We start from the raw sequence: 16,637 nt of genomic DNA on the forward strand, positions 1-16,637 counted from the left end.
GCCGTCAAGGAGAAGGTCAAGGTGTCCGCAGCCCCCGACGGGTCGGCTCCCCCGGTGGTGATCGACGAGAACCGCGAGCCCATCGTCATCGTCGACGACCTGCACATCATCTACCGCGTGTACGGCGCGGGCGGCAAGGGCAACGCCAACAACGCCATCATGCGCATCCTGCGCCGGCAGAACCGCCCGTCGATGAAGGAGGTCCACGCGATCCGCGGGATGTCCTTCGTCGCCTACAAGGGCGACGCGATCGGCGTCATCGGCACCAACGGTTCGGGCAAGTCCACGCTGCTGAAGGCGATCGCCGGGCTGCTGCCGCCGCAGCAGGGCGGGGTCTACACCGAAGGCCAGCCGTCGCTGCTCGGCGTCAACGCCGCGCTGATGAACGACCTGACCGGCGAGCGCAACATCGTGCTCGGCTGCCTGGCGATGGGCATGACGCCGGACGAGGTCAAGGCGAAGTACGACGAGATCGTGAAGTTCGCCGGACTGAAGGAGGGCTTCATCCAGCTGCCGATGCGGGCGTACTCCTCCGGCATGGGCTCGCGGCTGCGGTTCGCGATCGCCGCGTCGAAGTCCCACGACGTGCTGCTGATCGACGAGGCGCTGGCCACCGGCGACGCGAAGTTCCGGCGCAAGAGCGCCGCCAAGATCGACGAGCTGCGCAAGGAGGCCGGTGCGGTCTTCCTCGTCGCCCACCAGCTCGACTCGATCCGTGAGATGTGCAACCGGGTGCTGTGGGTGGACGAGGGCCGGCTCATCATGGACGGTGACACCGACACGGTCGTCGACGCCTACGTCGAGGCCACCGGTAAGTGATCGAAGCCCGCTTCGGAGGTCGGACGTTCCGGGGAAGCGACCTCCGAAGCGGGCTCTCGCCGGATCATCCGGGGTCCGGCACGCTGCCCCGCAGCTGGAAGTGTGACTGGGCGGCATTCCAGAGCCGGGTGAAGTTGCCCTGGTAGGCGCCGTAGATGTCGGCCCCCTCGATGCTGATCATCGTTTCGTCGTTGTGCCGCAGCGCCGGCTCGGTGTAGTTCGGGCTCCCCGTGATGACGACCTTGCGGAGCCGCCCGGCGTACGTGCCGTTGATCAGGACGTACTTCGAGTGGGCGAAGGCGTCGACCTCGTCGCCGGTCTCCTCGTCGTCGTACATGTAGTGGCTGCTCAGTAGGTCCGGCCCGCCGTCCTGTTCGAGGATCTCGCGGGCCCGGTCGCTCAGGTTCGTGTAGATGACCCGGACGTCGCAGCCCTGGTGGGACAGCGTCCAGAGCCGCTCGGCGACGTCCGTACGGCTGAGGTTGAAGGTCGTGACGCGCACCGAGGTGCCGCCCGCGCAGCCGACGCGTCCGAGCAGCGCGTACAGGGTGTCGGTCTTGGCCGAGTCGCCCGCGCGGGGGAAGGTGTACGCGGTGACGCGCCCGCTGCGGGTCACCCGGTAGTGGTCCCGCTCGTGGTGCCGGGCGGCCAGCGCGCCGAAGTAGCGGACGTACGCGTCGTAGAGCCGCGCGTCGCTGATCGTGAAGGCGTTGTTCCAGGCGTTGACGCGGTTGCGCGTGGTCAGGTTGGCCGAGGACTGCACGACGACGTTCCGAGCCCGCCCGGTGCGGGAGAACAGGAAGAACTTGTTGTGCATGATCGTGTCGCCGACGCAGCCCTTGTGGCAGGCCACCACCCACGACGACTTCTTGCGGCTGGTGCCCAGGGCCCGCTCGACGCGGCGGTAGGCGTCGTTGTCGCGGGTGCTCGCGTCGACGACCAGTTGGACGTGCGCGCCGCGTCTCTTGGCGTCGATCAGGGTCCGGGCGAACGCCTGCGACGTGAACATGAAAACCGCGATCCGGATCACCGCGCCCCGGGGCGCGTCGGCCGTCAACTGGTTGACGTGGTGGGCGATGGCGTTCTGCTCCGCCGCCGATCCGGAGGGGACGTTGAACACCGCGGAGGGCCGCAGGGCGGCCGTCGGGGTGATCCCCGGGTCGGCTCCGAGGGCTCCCGGCACGGCGGTGCCCCGCGCCGTGTCCGCCGCGGCCACCGGTGCCGTCGACCGGGCCGGTGAGGAGGCACTGGCGATGGCGACCGCACTGACGGCGGCAATGGCAAGTCCACGCATGTCCTGACTTCTCCCCGTTTTCTGAGCGAACGGCCTGAGCGAACGGCCTGGGCGAACGGCCTGGGCGAACGGCCTGGGCGAGCGGCCTACCCCGTACGCCGCCCAGAGCTCGACTGATCTAGATCACGCACTGTAGCGCCTTGGTCACACAGAACACACGGGTTACCCAAGAAAAGCCACGGATGCGGACCTGTGCGGCAACTGCCGCTGGAAGCCCGGCCAAGATCGATCTACTTTCGAGGGAGGAACCTCTGCACGGGGAAGGTCCCATGCCGGATCGACGTCCGCTGTCCCGACACGACTTCCTCTCCCACCGTCTCCTCCGTTCCGTCCCTTCCGTCACTCCGTTCGCGCCCGCCCACCGGTGAGGGTCCTCGAGGCGCGGGGCCTGGTGAAGGTGTACGAAGGCCCCCGTAAGAAGCACGTGCGCGCGCTGGACGGCGTGGACCTGGCCACCGAGCAGGGCGAGTGCCTCGCCCTGCTCGGAGCGGCGGGCGCGGGCAAGACCACGCTCCTGCGCACCATCGCCGGCCTGGAGTCCCCGACCCAGGGCGAGGTCTACCTCGGCGGCCACCTGATGAACGGCCTGCCGCCGAGGATCCGGCGGGTAGGGCTCGTGGTCCCGTCGTACGCCCTGTATCCGCACAAGAGTGTGCGCGGCAACATCGAGTTCCCGCTCAAGGCCGAGCGCGTGCCGCGCGCGATGCGCGAGCGCAAGGCGCGGTGGGCCGCCGACCTGCTCGGCATCCCCGGTCTGCTGGGCCGCCGCCCCGACCGGCTGTCCGCGGACGAGCGCCGCCGGGTGGCCCTGGCCCGCGCCCTGGTCCGGGAACCGGCCGTGCTGCTGCTCGACGAGCCGCTCTCGGGCGTCGACCCCCGCCTGCGCGCCGCCGCCCGCGACGAACTGCGGGCGCTGCAGCGGCGGCTCGGCACCGCGATGATCTGTGTGACGCACGACCAGGCCGAGGCGACCGGTCTCGGCGACCGCGTCGCGATCCTGGACGCCGGGCGGCTCCGCCAGGTCGGCACGCCCCAGGACCTGTACGACGAGCCGGTCGACACCTTCGTCGCGACCCTCATCGGCACGCCCCCGATGAACCTCGTGCCGCGCGGCGACCGGCTCATCGGCTTCCGCCCCGAGCACCTGCTGCCCGCGGAGGAGGTTCCGCCGGAGGGACGCGTCACGATGCCGCTGCGCATCGACCGGATCGAGCACCTGTCGGGCGATCGGCACGTGTACGGCTCGGTGACGCGGATCGGCCGCGAGACACGGGTGATCGCACGGCTGCCCGCCACCGTGACCACTCCGCTCGCCGCCGGGCAGGCCCACGAGTTCGCCGTGCCGGGCGACCGTGTGCGCTTCTTCGACGCCGAGTACGGCAACCGCACGGCGCCCGTACGGATCGGCGGGTGAGCCGGATGGCGGCGAACACCGCGCCGCGCGCCCGCCTCCGAGGCGCGCTCGCGGACCGGGCGGGCCTGCTCACCTGGCTGTTCCTGCTGCCGTCGGTCGTCTACCTGACGGCGCTGGTCCTCCTGCCGGTCGCACTCGCGGTCGCGCTGGCGCTGTCCGGGGTGACGGCGGCGGCCCCCGCGTACCGGTTCACCGGCGTCCGGCATTTCGGCTCGCTGCTGGGGGACGGCGCGTTCTGGCAGGCGCTCGGCGACACGCTGCTGATCACCGGCGTCACCACGGTCCTCGTGCTGGCCTGCGGGCGGGCCCTCGCCCACGTCCTGGCGGCCCGCTTCCGCGGCCGGTGGGCGGTCCGGCCGCTCGTGCTGCTGCCCTGGGTGACGCCGGCCGCGCTCTCGGCGACCTCCTGGCGGTGGCTGCTGGACTCCCCGCACTCCCCGGCCGGCCCGCTGCTGCGGGCCGCCGGCGTCGCGTCCTGGCACGGACGGCCCGCCGTGGCCCTGGGCGCGGTCGTCGCCGTGCACGTCTGGCGGCTGACGCCCCTGGCCGCCGTGGTGCTGACGGCCGGGCTCGCCGCCGTGCCCCGCGACGTACGGGACGCCGCGCGCGTCGACGGCGCGGGCGCGGTACGGCGGGCGCTCGAGGTGACGCTCCCGCTCGCGCTGCCGTCGATCACGGTGGCCGCGCTGCTGACCGCCGTCCTCACCGGCGCCGACGCGGTGATCGGCGCCGTGCTGACCGGCCCGGGCGGCCCGCCGCGGCCGCTCGCCGTGCTCGCCTTCGCACAGGGTGTCGACGGCGGCGCCCTCGGACGCGGCGCGGCGCTCGCCGTCCTGCTCCTGCCGCTGCCGCTGGCCGGAATGGCCGGCCTGCTCCGGCTCGCCCACCGGCGGGCGGATTCGGAGGCCGCATGAACGTCGGGGGGCTGGCCGCGCGTACGGCGGCGCGGGAACTCGCCCGGCAGCGGCGGCGCCAGACCGTGCGCCACGCCCTGGCGCGTTCGGTGCTCTACGCGCTGGCGACCGGGGCCTCGGTGCTCTGCGCGGCGCCGTTCCTGTGGAGCCTGTGGACGGCCGCCCGGGAGGTCCCGGTCGAGGAGAGCGTGCGCCTGCTGCGGACGACCTCGTACGGATCATGGGTGGCGCACACGCTGGTCGTCGGCGCGCTCGTCACCGTCGCCACGCTGCTCCTCGCCCTGCCGGCCGCGTACGCGCTGAGCCGGAGGCGGTGGGGTGGCTCGGTGGGCCGGATCGTCGCCGTCCTCGCCCTCGTGCCGTCCGTACTGCTCGCCCTGCCGCTGTCGTGGGCCGCGAACACGCTCGGGCTCGGCGGCTCCCTGTGGACGCTCGTGCTCGTCGAGCCGGTGGCCACCGTCCCGGTGGCGGTGCTGCTGTTCGGCGGCTTCCTGCGGGCCGTCCCCCTGGACCTCGAGGAACAGGCGCTCGTGGACGGGCACAGCCATCTCGCGGCGTTCCTGCGGGTCGTCGTGCCACTGCTGCGGCCCGCGATCGCCGCCGTCGCGGTCCTGGCGTTCACGCTGGCGGCCGGGGACTTCGTGTACGCGCGGGCGCTGGCCGGGACGCACTCCACCGTGACCGCCGGCATCCCCGCCCGGCTCGACCACGGAACGGCGTCCCTGTGGCGGTCTCTGCAGTTGGGCGTCGCGGCGGTCTCCATCCCCCTCGCCGCGGCGACCGGCCTCGTACTGGAAAGGGTCATCGCGGCGTCGGCGGCCGTCGCCGGCCGGACGTAACCGCCGAATCGGGGGCGCAGCGGCGGCACGCCGGAGATGCGCCCCCGATTCACGATCGGCTCAGGCTCCCCAGATGTCAGGGTCGGGGAGCTTGGTGTGGCGCCCGGAGAACGGGTTGAAATCGGCGCTTATCTTCGAACGATTCTGACGAACCTGGTTCAGGCTGGAATTGTCAGCGCCGGAAGCGGACTCGGGCTTGGCCGGAGCCGACTCCGTCGGCCCTTCGACGCCTTTCGCCGGCCGAACGGCGCCGATCCCGGAGCCCGAGTCGTCGCCGTTCTTCACATTCGGAGCGCCACCCGAATCCGACTGACCGGTGTTCGGCTGCGGATTCACGGCGTATGCGGGCGCTGCGGCCGCGCCGAGCACGGCCGTCAGCACCGCGCCGGCCAAGACGATCGCCTTGAGGTTCATACGCTCTCCCTTCGAATAGGACGGGCAGCGTGAGAAGCCGCCCCGCATCGCCACACGAAAGGTGAATACCCATGATCGCGGCGTCGCCACGAATTCCATGTGGCCTTTGCGGACTATCTACATCTCGGCGGATGGCACAGGGCCACATGCCGCAAATTGAACTCCGAATCAGCCGGAATCCGCGACAAATGGCGATAGCCCCCGGCCCGGCGGCCGGGGCGGCTCCGGTCGCCGTCTCGTACGGGGAGGATCACCGCGGCCGAAGTGGGCACGGCTGATAGGACTTAGACGTATCCGTCGAACCGACCGAGGAGGTTGCCATGGCAGGCCGGCCACCGCTGCCGCACGAATTCCTGCCCGAGGTCCCGTCCTTCACCGTGACCAGCGACGACGTCGCGCACGGCGAGCGGTTGTCCAACGCGCACGTGTTCAACGACTGGGGGTTCAACGGCGAGAACCGCTCCCCGCACCTGCGCTGGGAGGGCGCCCCCGCGGAGACCAAGAGCTTCGCCGTCACCTGCTACGACCCGGACGCCCCCACCGGAAGCGGCTTCTGGCACTGGGTCCTGTACGACATCCCCGCGTCCGTGACCGAGCTGCCGGCCGGTGCGGGCGGCGGTGACTTCAAGGGGCTCCCCGAGGGCGCCGAGCACGCCCGTAACGACTACGGGACCAAGGAGTTCGGCGGGGCCGCTCCACCTCCGGGAGCGCCGCACCGCTACGCCTTCACCGTGCACGCGCTGGACGTCGAGAACCTCGGCGTCCCCGAGGACGCGTCGCCCGCCGTCGTCGGCTTCAACATCACCGGGCACACCCTGGGCCGCGCGCAGATCGTCCCCGAGTACGAGAGCTGACGGCTCCGCACCCGCCGGGGCGGCCGGCGCGCCCGCCGGCCGCCCCGGCGGCTTACACTCGGCCCGTGATCGAACTGGTGCGCCTGGACCATCTGGTTCTGACCGTTGAGGACGTCGAACGGACCGTCGGGTTCTACACCCGCGTCCTCGGGATGGAGCCGGTCACCTTCGGCGACGGCCGCAGAGCGCTGAACTTCGGGCCGCACAAGATCAACCTGCACCGGCGGGGAGCGGAGTTCGAGCCGAAGGCCGCCCGCCCGACGCCGGGCTCGGCGGACCTCTGCCTGATCACCGGTACGCCGATCGACGCCGTGGTGCGCCACCTCGAGGATTGCGGTGTGCCGATCGAGGAGGGACCCGTCGGACGTACCGGCGCGCAGGGGCCGATCACCTCGGTGTACTTCCGCGACCCGGACGGCAACCTCATCGAGGTCTCGGCGTACTGAGCACGGGTGGCCGTTCGTGGGGCCGCACCAGAGGTACGGCCCCACGGTCATCGGCGCCAGGTCGCCGAGAGGGTCATGCGAGCCGGTCGGTCAGAGGGACGGGCCCGCCGCGACGACGTCGTGCGCCGTCACGTCTCCACCCGGGACGTGCCCCTCGAACGGGAACCGGTCGCCGAAGGCCGGCCGCAGATCCGTCAGCCACACGGCCTCCGGGTCGTACTTGGCGAAGAACGGCCGGTTGACGAACTCCGGGTCGCGGCACTGGATGAAGTGCAGCATGAACAGCTTCTCCCCGCCGATCTCGACGACGCCGTCGACGCAGACCTTGCCGGGGGTGGCGGACATGGACGGACCGCGAACGGTGCGGCAGAGCCCGGAGGTGTTCTTGTACGCGTCCCGGAAGACCTCGTAGGCGCGGGCGAGCGGCACGGCGAAGTAGTCCTGTGGGCCGGTGTCACGTTCCACGAACATGTAGTACGGGATCATGCCCATCCGCAACTGTCGCCGCCACATGGTCTCCCAGGTCAGCGGCGCGTCGTTGATCGTGCGGATGAGCGGGGCCTGGGTACGGATCACCGCGCCGGTGGAGCGGATGCGCCTGGTCGCCTCGGACACCAGGTGCGGTTCGAGCTCGCGCGGGTGGGTGAAGTGGGCCATGAACGCGAGGTTCTTGCCCGAGTTGACGACCTTCTCGAACAGGCGAAGCGTGTCGTCCGCGTCGGGGTCGGTGACCCAGCGCTGCGGCCAGTAGGCCAGGGCCTTGCTGCCGATCCGGATGGACTCGAGCTGCTCGAGTTCCAGCAGCGGCTCGATGTAGCGCCGCAGGACGGGCTCGCCCATGATCATCGGGTCGCCGCCCGTGAACAGGACGCTCGTGACCTCCGGGTGCGCCCGCAGGTAGCGCTTGAGCCGGTCGACATCGTCGCCCGCCATCTTCAGGTCGGGCTCGCCGACGAACTGCGCCCACCGGAAGCAGTAGGTGCAGTAGGCGTGACAGGTCTGGCCCTGCTTGGGGAAGAACAGCACGGTCTCGGGGTACTTGTGCTGCACCCCGGGCATCGGTTCCTCGTGGAGGGTCGGGACGTTGAGCTGCAACTGTCCCGCCGGGTGCGGGTTGAGTTTCAGCCGGACCTCGTGGGCGGCGGCGTTCACCTCGGCGCGGGGCACTCCCCGACGCAGCAGGTCGGAGATGCGGGCGACGTCCTCCGCGGGGAGCATGTCCTCCTGCGGGAAGACGAGCCGGTAGATGGGGTCGTCCGGGGCGGCGGACCAGTCGATCAGTTCATCGACGACGTAGCTGTTGGTGCGGAACGGCAGGACCGTGGCGACCGCCTGGATTGCCAGGCGTTGCTCGGTGGTCAGTCCGGCGCGAGCGGTGAGCTCGTCCAGATGCTTCGCCGTGAAGGCGCGGAACCTGCGGCCGGTGGTGTTCACCGCGGCCGGCACCGCGTCATTGACCAAGGTCACGTTGACGTTACTCCTCCGAGTCGACGGGAAACGCGCAAGCAGAGCCGCGCGGACCGGGCCGAAGGCCCCGCCGCAGGCGACTCGCCGTGGAGATCTCCTCCTTCACAGTCGGACCGCGACGCCATCGCGTCGCGGCATGCCACGCTCCCCACCCCCATTGAACCTGTTGAGCCCCGTTTCTTACGAATTTGATACCCGCAGAGAGGCTTACCGATGCGCAGGCGTGGGTCCCCCTAAATGATCAACGTTCGAACAGGCGCGGAAGTGTCAGGCCCGACACGCGACCCCAGTTAGTGATCTTGTCGGAGGGCTACGCCATACTGCGGGTGACGAATCCCAGCAGCGACAGAGGCCACCGTGGTCAGCGGTGTCCCTGCCGCCCCACGAGGAGAGGTCGTGGGCAGACACCGTAAGCGCCGCGCGGCACCCCGGCTGAGCCGCAGGATCGCGCTGCTCTCGGCCGGCCTGCTCATTCCCTGCACCGGCGGCGCCGCCGTACTCGCCGCGACGACCGACCTGGACCAGCACGCGGTCCCGTCGGCCCGTTCGCGCGCCGCCTCCCGGCCCGGTGCGGCGATCACGGAGGTGCCCGGCTCGCGTTCGCGCCCGGCCACCGCCCGCCCGGCGCCCACCGCCTCCCCGACCAGGGCGGCTCCGGATCCGACCGCCTCGGCCGCTCCGGCCGCCGACGTCCCCTTCGCGCCGTACGCCGACGTGCTGAGCTGGCCTCCGCTGGACTTCGCCAAGGCCTCGGCGCGGACGGGCGTACGGGACTACACCCTCGGGTTCGTCGCGGCCGGCCAGGGATGCACGCCGACCTGGGGCGGCCTGACGCCGCTCGACGACGCGGTCGTCCGCAAGCAGCTCAAGAAGGTCCCCGGAGAGACCATCGTGTCCTTCGGCGGCCCGCACGCCACCGAGCTCGCCGGCGGCTGCGCCGACACCGACGCGCTCACCACGGCGTACCGCTCCGTGCTGACCACCACCAAGGCCGAGCGGATCGACTTCTACCTCACCGACAAGGCGCTGGCCGACGGCGCGGCGGCGGGCCGCCGCGCCGAGGCGCTGGCCCGGCTGCAGCACGACCGGCCCGGGCTGCGGGTGTCGTTCACCGTTCCGCTGCGCCGCTCCGGTCTCGCCGACGACGCGCTCGCCGCGCTGCGGTCGGCGATGACGGCCGGCGTCGACGTCTCGATCGTGGACCTCGTTCCCACCGGCGGGGCCGGATCGACCGTGATCGCCTCCGCGACCGCCGCCCACGGCCAGCTCGAGCGGCTGTACCACCAGGACGCCGACACGGTGTGGCGGCGGATGGGCGTCGCGCCCGTCATCGGGGTGACGGGCACCGGCACCGGGGTGCAGCCCGCCGACGCCCGGCAGATCCGTACGTGGGCCACCGCCCGTCACCTGGGCCGCCTGTCGATGTGGTCGATCACCCGGGACACGCCGTGCACCGCGGACACCACCGCGCAGAACGACACGTGCAGCGGGCTCGACGAGGACCCCGGAGTCTTCTCCAGAATCTTGCAAGGATCGTAAGAACCTGCAGCTCTGCGGCTTAAGTCCACCGCCGTTGGGTAGTCCCAGGGACCCGCTCGGGACGCCTAGATTGGAAGCTGTGACTTCGGCGAGACCTGCACGTGAGGCGGCGATGATTCCGGCGTTCCTGCCGGTCCTCGCCGCCGTCGCAGGCGTCGTCTACAGCTCCTGGGTCCTGCAGTTCCTGATCGATCCGAAGCTGGACGCGGTCAACGGGTACGTCAGCGAGCTGTCCGCCACCGACCAGCCGTACCACGGGTTCTTCTCCGGCTGTGACTTCCTCGCGGGCACCTTGTCGATCGTGGTCGCGGCCGTCGTACTGCGCCGGCTGCGGCCCCGCGGCTGGGCGCTCGTCGGCTGGGCGGCCCTGCTGCTGTTCGGCGTCTTCTCGATCGGCGACTCCCTGTTCGCCATGGACTGCGCGCCGAACTCCGACCCGACCTGCGCGCTGCGCGAGCGGGCCGGGACCGTGTCGTTCGCCCACGAGTTCCACTCGGTGACGAGCACGCTCGTCGTCACCAGCGGCATCGTCAGCCTCATCGCCCTGACCATCGCCGCCCGCCGGTACGGCCGCTGGCCGGTGCTCGCCCGCTGGAGCTGGCCCGTCATGGTCGTGGAGACGGGCACCGCGCTGGGCACGCTGCCGCTGATGTACTTCGGCCTGATGCTGGGCGTCATGGAGCGCGTGCAGGTGACGGTGATCTCCGTGTGGCTGTTCGTCATCGCCGTCGAGCTGTACACCGGCCGGCGGCGCGCCCGCGCCGCATGGACCGCCCTCCGCCCGGTCGGGCCGCCCGACGATCGGAGCGCCGTACGGGAGAAGGCCGCCAGCCCGTGAACGACCGCCTGCCCGGCGATCTCATGACCGTCGGCGGAGACCACCTGCACGTCGTCGCGGAGGGTACGGGGAAGCCTCCCCTGCTGCTCAGCGCGGGGCTCGGCGGCGCCTGGTTCGACTGGATCCCGGTCGTCGCCCTCCTGCGCGACGCGTACCGCGCGATCGCCTTCGACCGGCCCGGCCTCGGCGGCAGCCCGCCCGTACGGCGCGCCGCGACCCTCCGCGCGGAGGCCGACCGGCTGGCCGAGCTGGCCCGGTGGGCGGGGGCGCCGGTCGTCCTGGTCGCGCACTCGTTCGCCGGGTTCCACGCCGAGGCGTTCGCCCGGCTCCACCCGGAGCTGGTCGGCGGCATGGTGCTGGTCGACCCCAGCGCGGAGCCGCGCCCGCCGAAGTACTCCCGTCCGCTCACCCGCCTCGAGCCCCTCGCGCGCCTCGCCGGCACGGTCGCCGGCGCGACCGGCGTCGCCCGGCTGGCGGGCCCCGCCGCGTACGGCCTGGCGATGCGGCTGCTGACCACGCGCGGGAACGTCGCGCCCCCGGAGTACGTCCAGGCGGTGTGCACGCGCGGGCACGTCCTGGGCACCCTCCTCGCCGAGGACTCCGTCTACCGCCAGATGGCCGCGGACCTGCTCACGCTGCGGTGCCACCGGGAGTTCCCCGACATCCCGCTGCGGGTGATCACCGCCCTGGGCGACATGCGGGGCGGCCGGGACGCGTGGCGACGCGCGCACGCCGACCTCGCGGCGCTCAGCCCGCGCGGCCGGCAGGTCGTCCTGCCCGATGTCGGGCATCTCGTTCAGATCGACCGGCCCGAGGCCGTGGCAGAGGCGGTCCGGGACCTGTGAAGGCCGTCATCCTCGCCCTGATCCCGCTGCTCATGGTGGGGAGGTGCGAGAACCCCGTCCGCAAGGTCGCGGAGAGCTCGCTGCGCAACGCGACGGCCCGCGGCGCAGCCGACGAGCTGCGCGGCCTCGGGTACACGGTCCGCCCGGGGATGCGCTGCCGTACGCTGTCGGCCGACACGCTGTCGGTCGTCCGGGTGCAGTGCGTCGGCCGGACCCGCCGCGGCGAGCCGGTCCGGGTGAACGCCGTTGCCTACCAGGCGAACTCCCCTCATCCCCGTCAGGAGTACGTGATCACGGTGAGCGGCCGCGAGGTCGTACGCAGACCCTGCCTCGGCCAGGGCTGCCAGGACCCGCAATGACGGGACCGGTCGAGGGGCGCGCCGGGAAGCGGCCGAACGCGCCAGGCGAGGGCCGCCTGGAGGCGCGGGCCGACCGGCCCGGCGAGACGGCCGGGGGCCCGCGGGTCGCGGTGGACGCGATGGGCGGCGACGATGCACCCGAGCAGGTGGTGGCCGGCGCCGTGGCCGCGGTCCGCGAGCACGGCGTCCGCGTCGTCCTGGTCGGCCACGCCCGCCGCGTCCGGGACCTGCTCCGCGAGCACGACGCGCTGGGCGAGGTCCCGATCGCGCACGCCGAGGACGCCCTCGCCATGGACGCGGGCGCGCTGGCCGGGTGGCGGCGGCCGCGTTCGTCCGTGGCGGTCGCCTGCCACCTGATCCGACGCGGGCACGCCGCCGCGCTGGTGTCGGCCGGGTCGACCGGCGGCGTGGTGGCGACCTCCCGCCTGCGCCTGCGCGGGCAGCCCGGGGTCATGCGGCCGGCGCTCGCCGTGGTCCTGCCCACGCGCCCGCGCCCGACGGTGCTCCTCGACGCCGGCGCGACCGCCGACGCCAAGCCCGAGATGCTCGTCCAGTTCGCCACGCTCGGCACCGCGTACGCCCGCATCCGGCTCGGCGTGCCCGCACCACGGGTCGGGCTGCTGACGATCGGCGAGGAGGCCGGCAAGGGCAACAAGCTGACCCGCCGCGCCCACGAGCTGCTGTCCGGGGACCTGCCGGGCGTCGACTTCGTCGGCAACATCGAGGGCGGCGACCTGATGGCCGGCGCGGTCGACGTGGTCGTCACGGACGGGTTCACCGGCAACGTCGCGCTCAAGACCGTCGAAGGGGCCGTACGGCTCGCGGTGACGGAGATGCGCGCGGCGATCGGCTCCGGCCTGCTCGCCCGCGTCGGCACGCTGCTGCAGCGCCGCGAGTTGCGCCGGCTGCGGGACCGCCTGGACCCGGAGACGCACGGCGGCGGCGTCCTCCTCGGCCTGAACGGCACCGTGGTCATCGCCCACGGCGCCTCCCGCGCGCCCGGGATCGCCGCGGCCTGCGTCCTCGCCCGCGACCTGGCCGCCGGCCGGATCGTCGAACAGATCGGCGAGGGCCTCGCCGCCACCCGCCAGAACCGCTTCTCCCGCCGCCCCCACCCCGACCCGGACCCCGGAGCACCCCTCGACCACCCCGACCCCTGACCCGCCCTGTACCCGGCGTCGCGTGATAATCGCTCCGAAACAGATCGGTTCCAAGGCCTGCTGTCTTACATTCGTTCCGTGGCAGACACGATCACCATCTGTACAGACGCGGAGATCGAGCATGCACTCGAAATCCTCACCAGGGACGGCACCTCACGCTCGGCCGCGATCCGGATGGCGGTACTGGAAGCCGCCATGCGGAAGGAACGCGCGGCGGAGATGCGCCGCGGCGTCCTCCAGATGCCTCTGGGCGAACCAGACGGGGTCAACATCGCAGCAGAACTCTCCGCCGTCCGCGATCACGAACGTCGGTAATTCACGTCGACCCCATGGCGGTCATGCAGTTCTTCGCCGAGTATCTTACGCCTCACTGGAGACAATATACGTATTAGGGATTCGCCTTCCGCTCTCCCCGCCAGCGCGGTTCAAGGTCTAGACGCCACCATCCTCTGCAGACAGCACTCCGGACGTGATCCGATCACCCGAAGTCATGACGTCTCCGGAGCTCACAGGTCACCAGACCGGCGTCTCAACTCCTTATGGATGCTTAGGACCGGCGGGCGACGCATCGCCTTGAAACCCAGAGCCTGGCGGTAGATCTCCGGCATCCAGTACTCTCCCTTGACTTGCGCTATCACGCCGCTTGATGAGAGCAGTTCGACATCTTCCAGCCCCAAGCCAAGCTTCTCGGGATCGAACGGCACCTTGCGCTCATCCGAATCCAGCTGACGGAGTTTTGTGAAGACGGCTTTGATTGCGGGTATCTCTTCGCCGATTGACGCCACCTTATCGTCACTACACGCCTTGAGGGCCGCCCGCATCGCGGAGGGCGATAGAAGCCGATCGGGCCATTTCGACTCCTCGGCGGTAAGTCGCGCCGCCTCTGCGAGGAAACCTACGACGTCGCGCGCCTGAATTTGCCCATTGAAATCTGACATCACTGCGAGGAACCACTCCTTGGAACGTGCCTCCTTTGACTTCGCAGTGCCAAGCTGCTTCCCCCAGATCTTCAGCAGATGTTCGGAGAGCTGATCATCCGATGCCGAGTGGAGGTCCATTCCTGGAGGGAGTTTAAGCGCATCAGACTGATCAGCCGTCCAAGCGACTAGACGCAGAACCTCCGTCTGATTCCATCGCAAAGCATGATTCCGGTAACGAGCCAAGAACTGAGCGGAATTCTGCTGAATAGCCCTCTGCACCAGGTCTCGCCTAACGAAGGCGACGAGTCCGAGCGGACGACCACGGAGCGACCTAAACCAATCGGGGCAGCCAGTTAGCAGCGCTCGAAGCGCCCGCTGCTGAGCCTGATCACGATGGAAGTCCTGAAAAATATCCTCCAGGCCATCAAGGACGAAAACTGCACGCTTCCTTGCCGCTAGATCAACCAGGTCTTCTTCAACAGTTTCTACTGCAGCACCGGAGATTCCCGCTGCTCGCGCGAGGCATACCAGCCAGATACGCCGCCACTCACTGTCCGTTCGATTTTCTCGGAGGTTATCCTTCAGGAAATCTTGAAGATTGGAGACTGCCGTCACTTCCGTTTCAGACAGGCTACGGATAGCTGACTCACGAATGCTTTCGATACGCTCCCGTGGCTCGTCGCCGAGATACTGCGCGGCCAGAACGGGGACGAGCGGAGCATCGACCTGAACCCCTTCGACCCCTATATCGCTTGCAAAGGTGCGCCAATCACCTCGAGTGCACATTGTAAGATATGTGAAGGTCTTGCCCGCCCCCTTAGCCCCTACAACGATCTCGATTGGAAGATCAGTTTTATGTGACGAGGCTAGACTCAACAGAGCATCCGTGCGAAGGAACGCCCTCCCACTAGCTTTTCCACTCTCCGCATATCGGAAGTCTGCAGCGAAAAGAGCCAACTTCTCGCGGTCCGCTGCAACACTTTCTACTGCAGGTGTTTCAGCGAACAACGCGTCTTCGGCACCTTGAGTGAGTTCGAGGGCCAGCGGCTCAAGCGTATCGGCGACGGCGTTGCTCATCAGCGCGTCGCGCACATCATCCCAAGCCGCCGGCAGAGCAAGGAGAGAGGGATTGAACGGGCTGAGAATCGGATCACTAACCAGTTCACGTGTCGTCTCATCGGCCTCCGAACCTTTAACCACCCCGGCAATCGCCTCTCCGATCGCACTCGAAGCGGAGCCGACGAGGTCGGCGTGATTCCGAGATTGGAACTGTGTGATTATCGCTGCCGGCACCGGATCGGTATCACGGACACTCGGTGCACGCTTACCGAGTTCACCCAGCAGGTGCACGGTGCCCTGTACAGACTGATCACTAAGAGTGGTCACAAAGATGCGCTTGACACGAGGGTCGAGAAGCACTGGCGCACTAAGCTCGCTCATTCCAGCCCGTAGATCGACTAGAATCACGTCAGCCCCTATGTAAGCAGTAAGCTCAGCCAGAGATTCCGTCAGGAAATATGGAGAGCGCCGCGGTGTAAGTAGGTGGCGCGGTTCAATGCGAGGCTGGCCAAATCTTTCGGGGTTCCGCTGTGCCGGTAGAACGAAAATGCCGTCCGCTTCCTGATTAACAAGATAGGACTGCGCGACCTGGACGGCTTTGGTGCAGTCCCCATCGATTGATCCGTGCAACAGTGCAAGGAAGTCCGAAAACGAGAAGTCGATTCTTATTCCCTGCGCGCGCAGCATCCACGTAATACCTGGAGCTTCTAGATCTGCATCCACCAAGAGGACACGAGCACCGCGCTCCGCGGATATTCTATGCGCCAAAGCGACCGTATGCAGAGTACGACCCACTCCCCCCTTGAAAGAGTGAAAAGCGCTAAATGATACATTGTGCGGCAAGGCTGCAGATTCGGGCGCTTGCAGGGGCTGACTGAGTGCCCTAACGATGCGACTATCGGTCCATTCAAGTCGCCGTGTAATTGGTGTTGGCAAGTGGTCGTCGACTGCTCTGACCGTCAAGGGTAGGGCTTGGTCCTCACCTTCGGGGTCGAGCAGTATAGTCGCCGCCTCTGTGTCTACACTCAACGGGCCGATTGCGTGGCGGAGCCATGACCATATCTCTTCACGGGAAGGGTCACCACCTACAGTGAGTTCGACACCGTCCCAATAGGCACTGGCCTCGTGCAACCACTCAGGCCAAGCACCTTGCACAGCAAGCGCACGGAAGTGCTCATCGATGTCAACCCATGTCAGCAGCCTGTCTGGAGGAGTTACTCCGGCTTCGAATGTCATCGTCCCAATTCCTCTCTCAGCCACTCCAGGAGGGTACCCAGGCAGGCAGCTATCCGTTTCTGATCATCGTCTCTCAAGGCGGCACCATATCGCCAGACCTCGTGCAATTCCGCTGGCGCAACCTTTCGACCGACGTCCACCTTAAGAGTTGGCTCACGCACCAAGTCGACGTATTGATCAGGCGGTAGTCGCAAAGCTTTCGCCAGCGCACGAAGATCAT

Annotated in this window: 16 protein-coding genes; 12 read left to right on the forward strand and 4 right to left on the reverse strand. The window is 69.3% G+C overall.

Going from position 1 to position 16,637, the window contains the following annotated elements; all coding sequences use genetic code 11:
• Nucleotides 1-21 precede the first annotated feature (21 nt).
• On the forward strand, nt 22-819 hold the full coding sequence (locus AB0L00_RS09140) for an ABC transporter ATP-binding protein (protein WP_345355935.1): 798 nt from the start codon (nt 22-24) through the stop codon (nt 817-819).
• Nucleotides 820-883: 64 nt separating this feature from the next.
• On the opposite strand, the gene AB0L00_RS09145 is transcribed toward AB0L00_RS09140, so the two are convergent.
• The gene (locus AB0L00_RS09145; RefSeq protein WP_364430530.1) at nt 884-2,113 is read right to left on the reverse strand and encodes a phospholipase D-like domain-containing protein; all 1,230 of its coding nucleotides are present in this window, start codon (nt 2,111-2,113) and stop codon (nt 884-886) included.
• A 391-nt stretch (nt 2,114-2,504) separates the two neighbouring features.
• Here AB0L00_RS09145 and AB0L00_RS09150 point away from each other — a divergent pair, with 391 nt between their 5' ends.
• Genes AB0L00_RS09150 through AB0L00_RS09160 form a run of 3 tightly spaced genes read left to right on the forward strand, consistent with a single transcriptional unit; the run spans nt 2,505 to nt 5,280 of the window.
• Nucleotides 2,505-3,527 (forward strand): ABC transporter ATP-binding protein, encoded by a 1,023-nt coding sequence (locus AB0L00_RS09150; protein ID WP_364430533.1) that lies wholly within the window; start codon nt 2,505-2,507, stop codon nt 3,525-3,527.
• Between the two features lie 5 nt (nt 3,528-3,532).
• A complete protein-coding gene (locus AB0L00_RS09155; RefSeq protein ID WP_364431602.1) occupies nt 3,533-4,441 on the forward strand; it encodes a sugar ABC transporter permease in 909 nt (302 codons plus the stop codon).
• Nucleotides 4,438-5,280 carry an ABC transporter permease subunit gene (locus AB0L00_RS09160; protein ID WP_364430536.1) on the forward strand — a complete coding sequence of 281 codons (843 nt, stop codon included), beginning with the start codon at nt 4,438-4,440 and terminating at the stop codon, nt 5,278-5,280. The genes AB0L00_RS09155 and AB0L00_RS09160 overlap by 4 nt, the downstream gene beginning before the upstream one ends.
• 60 nt (nt 5,281-5,340) lie before the next feature.
• Here the strand turns inward: AB0L00_RS09160 and AB0L00_RS09165 are convergent, their stop codons facing one another.
• Nucleotides 5,341-5,694 carry a hypothetical protein gene (locus AB0L00_RS09165; protein ID WP_364430539.1) on the reverse strand — a complete coding sequence of 118 codons (354 nt, stop codon included), beginning with the start codon at nt 5,692-5,694 and terminating at the stop codon, nt 5,341-5,343.
• A gap of 320 nt (nt 5,695-6,014) precedes the next feature.
• On the opposite strand from AB0L00_RS09165, the gene AB0L00_RS09170 reads away from it, so the two are divergent.
• Nucleotides 6,015-6,548 carry a YbhB/YbcL family Raf kinase inhibitor-like protein gene (locus AB0L00_RS09170; RefSeq protein WP_345354966.1) on the forward strand — a complete coding sequence of 178 codons (534 nt, stop codon included), beginning with the start codon at nt 6,015-6,017 and terminating at the stop codon, nt 6,546-6,548.
• A gap of 65 nt (nt 6,549-6,613) precedes the next feature.
• The gene (locus AB0L00_RS09175) at nt 6,614-6,994 is read left to right on the forward strand and encodes a VOC family protein (RefSeq protein ID WP_364430542.1); all 381 of its coding nucleotides are present in this window, start codon (nt 6,614-6,616) and stop codon (nt 6,992-6,994) included.
• A 90-nt stretch (nt 6,995-7,084) separates the two neighbouring features.
• Here the strand turns inward: AB0L00_RS09175 and AB0L00_RS09180 are convergent, their stop codons facing one another.
• Complete coding sequence (locus AB0L00_RS09180; RefSeq protein WP_364430545.1) at nt 7,085-8,461, reverse strand: lysine 2,3-aminomutase; 1,377 nt, start codon at nt 8,459-8,461, stop codon at nt 7,085-7,087.
• A gap of 396 nt (nt 8,462-8,857) precedes the next feature.
• Here AB0L00_RS09180 and AB0L00_RS09185 point away from each other — a divergent pair, with 396 nt between their 5' ends.
• From AB0L00_RS09185 to AB0L00_RS09210, 6 genes are all read left to right on the forward strand, one after another.
• Complete coding sequence (locus AB0L00_RS09185; RefSeq protein WP_364430548.1) at nt 8,858-10,000, forward strand: hypothetical protein; 1,143 nt, start codon at nt 8,858-8,860, stop codon at nt 9,998-10,000.
• 79 nt (nt 10,001-10,079) lie between these two features.
• The gene (locus tag AB0L00_RS09190) at nt 10,080-10,838 is read left to right on the forward strand and encodes a DUF998 domain-containing protein (RefSeq protein ID WP_364430551.1); all 759 of its coding nucleotides are present in this window, start codon (nt 10,080-10,082) and stop codon (nt 10,836-10,838) included.
• Entirely contained in the window at nt 10,835-11,683 is an 849-nt protein-coding gene (locus AB0L00_RS09195; RefSeq protein WP_364430554.1) for an alpha/beta hydrolase, read from the forward strand. The genes AB0L00_RS09190 and AB0L00_RS09195 overlap by 4 nt, the downstream gene beginning before the upstream one ends.
• A complete protein-coding gene (locus tag AB0L00_RS09200; protein ID WP_345354981.1) occupies nt 11,680-12,042 on the forward strand; it encodes a hypothetical protein in 363 nt (120 codons plus the stop codon). The genes AB0L00_RS09195 and AB0L00_RS09200 overlap by 4 nt, the downstream gene beginning before the upstream one ends.
• A complete protein-coding gene (gene plsX, locus AB0L00_RS09205) occupies nt 12,039-13,202 on the forward strand; it encodes a phosphate acyltransferase PlsX (protein WP_364430557.1) in 1,164 nt (387 codons plus the stop codon). Before AB0L00_RS09200 ends, plsX begins: the two co-directional genes overlap by 4 nt.
• A gap of 78 nt (nt 13,203-13,280) precedes the next feature.
• The gene (locus AB0L00_RS09210) at nt 13,281-13,517 is read left to right on the forward strand and encodes a hypothetical protein (protein WP_364430560.1); all 237 of its coding nucleotides are present in this window, start codon (nt 13,281-13,283) and stop codon (nt 13,515-13,517) included.
• Between the two features lie 191 nt (nt 13,518-13,708).
• On the opposite strand, the gene AB0L00_RS09215 is transcribed toward AB0L00_RS09210, so the two are convergent.
• The gene (locus AB0L00_RS09215) at nt 13,709-16,417 is read right to left on the reverse strand and encodes a hypothetical protein (protein WP_364430562.1); all 2,709 of its coding nucleotides are present in this window, start codon (nt 16,415-16,417) and stop codon (nt 13,709-13,711) included.
• Nucleotides 16,418-16,637: the final 220 nt, after the last annotated feature.

This window comes from Actinoallomurus sp. NPDC052308, assembly GCF_040679195.1.
Classification (GTDB): Bacteria; Actinomycetota; Actinomycetes; order Streptosporangiales; family Streptosporangiaceae; genus Actinoallomurus; species Actinoallomurus liliacearum.